3 protein-coding genes are annotated in these 2,483 nt (G+C 45.8%); all 3 read right to left on the reverse strand.

Annotated elements, in window-relative coordinates; genetic code table 11:
• A partial coding sequence (locus LD39_RS17570; RefSeq protein ID WP_035550790.1) for a WecB/TagA/CpsF family glycosyltransferase occupies positions 1-490 on the reverse strand: 490 nt, incomplete at its 3' end.
• A gap of 19 nt (positions 491-509) precedes the next feature.
• Positions 510-1,784 carry a nucleotide sugar dehydrogenase gene (locus tag LD39_RS17575; protein ID WP_035550793.1) on the reverse strand — a complete coding sequence of 425 codons (1,275 nt, stop codon included), beginning with the start codon at positions 1,782-1,784 and terminating at the stop codon, positions 510-512.
• A 23-nt stretch (positions 1,785-1,807) separates the two neighbouring features.
• Positions 1,808-2,483 (reverse strand): phenylacetate--CoA ligase family protein (locus LD39_RS17580; protein WP_035550795.1); only part of this gene is annotated, 676 nt, incomplete at its 5' end.

A 2,483-nucleotide genomic window follows, 5' to 3' on the forward strand; every position in this document is an offset into this window, starting at 1 on the left:
GTGCAGGACTTCCAAGAGCGACAAACAAAATGTCCGGGTTCGCTTCATTGATGGTCTTTTTGATGTACTCTTCATCTTTGATGTACCCATCAAGCACGCCAGCGATTTTCAAGTTCGGATAGCGCTCTTGAAGGCGATCCTTTGCTTGTTCGGCGACGCCCGGTTTTGCTCCGTACAAGAACACGGATTTCCCGTAAAGTGCAGCTTGCTCGCATAAAGTCAGGAACATATCAATGCCGGTGATACGATTCTTGATATCGCCGCTATTTAGCCGAGACGCAAAAAGAACACCGACACCATCCGGAATCTGATAGTCCGCTTTATTAAGCAGCTCCATCAAGTCCGGGTCATCCTGAGCTTTTAAAATCTTTTCAGGATTGATGGCAACGATCATTGATTGTCGGTTATGTCGGATGTCATCAAAAATTTGCTGGTTGAGCTGTTGATAGGTAGAACTGCTTACATCAACGCCAAGAAACGTTTCCTTCATAGTCTCACCTTTACCCCTACTAATTTTTTGAATCTCCTAATCGTTTGATCGTAAACCCTGCCTCTTCCCACTGACCGAGCGGCAATGCATTTTTCGTATCAAAAACGATTCTGTTTCTCATTTTACTTCCTACACGTTCAGGGTCAAGCTCTTTAAATTCATTGTGATCCGTTAGCACGACAACAACATCTGATTGCTCAAGAGCTTCATCCATATCCTGTGTCTGGTTTGATGCGACATTTTCTTTGATATGTGGATCGTAAGTTGTGAAGCTGATGCCTTTTTCAACAAGCTTTTTGATGACTTCGAGAGACGGACTTTCGCGCTGATCATCGATATTCGCTTTGAAGGAAAGACCGAAGATCGCAACTTTGCCGTCGTTGATATCTTTCGATTTAAGAATTTCTTCAATTTTGTTAGCTGTGAACGTCGGCATGTGATCGTTCGTGTTACGGGAAAGCTGAATGATTTTTGACAGCTCCGGTTCAATCTCAGCAAGGAACCATGGATCGACCGCGATGCAGTGTCCGCCTACTCCTGGTCCAGGTGTATGGATGTTGACGCGCGGGTGGAAGTTCGCAAGGCGAATCGCTTCCCAGGCGTTGACTCCGATTTTCTCACTGATAAGAGCCAGTTCGTTGGCAAACGCGATGTTTACATCACGATACGTGTTTTCAATGACTTTGACCATTTCCGCCGTCGTAGCGTCCGTCAAGTGGATGTTCCCTTTCACGAAAACTTCGTATAACTCTTTAGTCATTTGTGAAGATTTTTCATTGATTCCGCCAACGATACGGTCGTTAGCCACTAGTTCCTGGAACACCTTTCCTGGAATGACACGCTCAGGAGAGTGAGCTACAAAAATGTCCTCTCCGATATCCAGTCCAGAACGCTCCAGCACCGGCAGCATGACATCTTCAACCGTACGAGGAGGAACGGTCGATTCCAATATGACGAGGTCCCCTTTTTTCACATAAGGGACGATAGCCTCTGTTGCATTGCGCACATAATCCAGGTTAGCCGTTTTGTCCTCACGAATCGGTGACGGAACCGCAATAATGAATACATCCGCTTCCTCAGGCTCTGTAGAAGCTTTGAACATTCCGCTGTCCACAGCTTCCTTGAGGCGCTCTTCCAGCCCGTTTTCTTCTATATGAAGTTGTTTACTGTTGACCATTTCTACTGCTTTTTCGTTGACGTCTACTCCGTGCACTTTATGTCCATTGATCGCGAACATGACAGAAGTCGGTAAACCAATATATCCTAAGCCGACCACACACAACGATTTCTTCATAACAAAAACTCCCTTTCCATCCGTTACCTTACCACTGATTCGTTTGTTTCAGCGACGTTATTTATGACAAATTTATGTTTTCCACCTTTAGTTTTTTCAAACTGATCGGTGAGTTCAATCGTAACCTTATCCAGTTCTGCTTGTTTTACAATGGTTTGTTTCAGCTTATCTAACTGTTTCTCGAAAGCGGGATCGTTCAAACGCAGTCTTATGACTATTTCCCCAATTTCGTCCTGTTTAACCTGGAATTGTTCCACTGCATCATACTGTCTGAACGTCGTCGAGAAGAAGCCTCCGTGAACTTTTCGATTGTTTTTGCTGTAGACGAATTCCTGCTGACGCCCTTTTATATGAGTGAGGCGGATCAGGCCGCGTCCACAAGCGCAAGGCTCCTTTGTGATTGCTCCATAGTCTCCGACTTCATAGCGGATAAACGGCATTGCGTAGTTAGACAAATCGGTAAGCAAAATCCGTCCTTCTTCCCCGTCCGGTACAGGGTTTCCTTCATCATCAACGATTTCGACAACACAGCGTTCCATTCCGATATGCAGTCCTTCATGCTGGTCACACTCAAAAGCGGTCACGCCGCCGTCGTTGGCCCCGTATTGGTCATAGACTTCACATCCAAACGCTTTTTCAATCGCTTCCCGGTAATGCGGGAACAGCACTTCCGATGTCGTAATGACTCCATCCAGCTGG

This window comes from Halobacillus sp. BBL2006 (genome assembly GCF_000786645.1).
In the GTDB taxonomy this organism is placed as follows: Bacteria; Bacillota; Bacilli; order Bacillales; family Halobacillaceae; genus Halobacillus.

Bases quoted from the DNA above. Each gene is read 5' to 3' on its own strand.
- LD39_RS17575 (WP_035550793.1), bottom strand. From the start codon at position 1,784: ATGAAGAAATCGTTGTGTGTGGTCGGCTTAGGATATATTGGTTTACCG.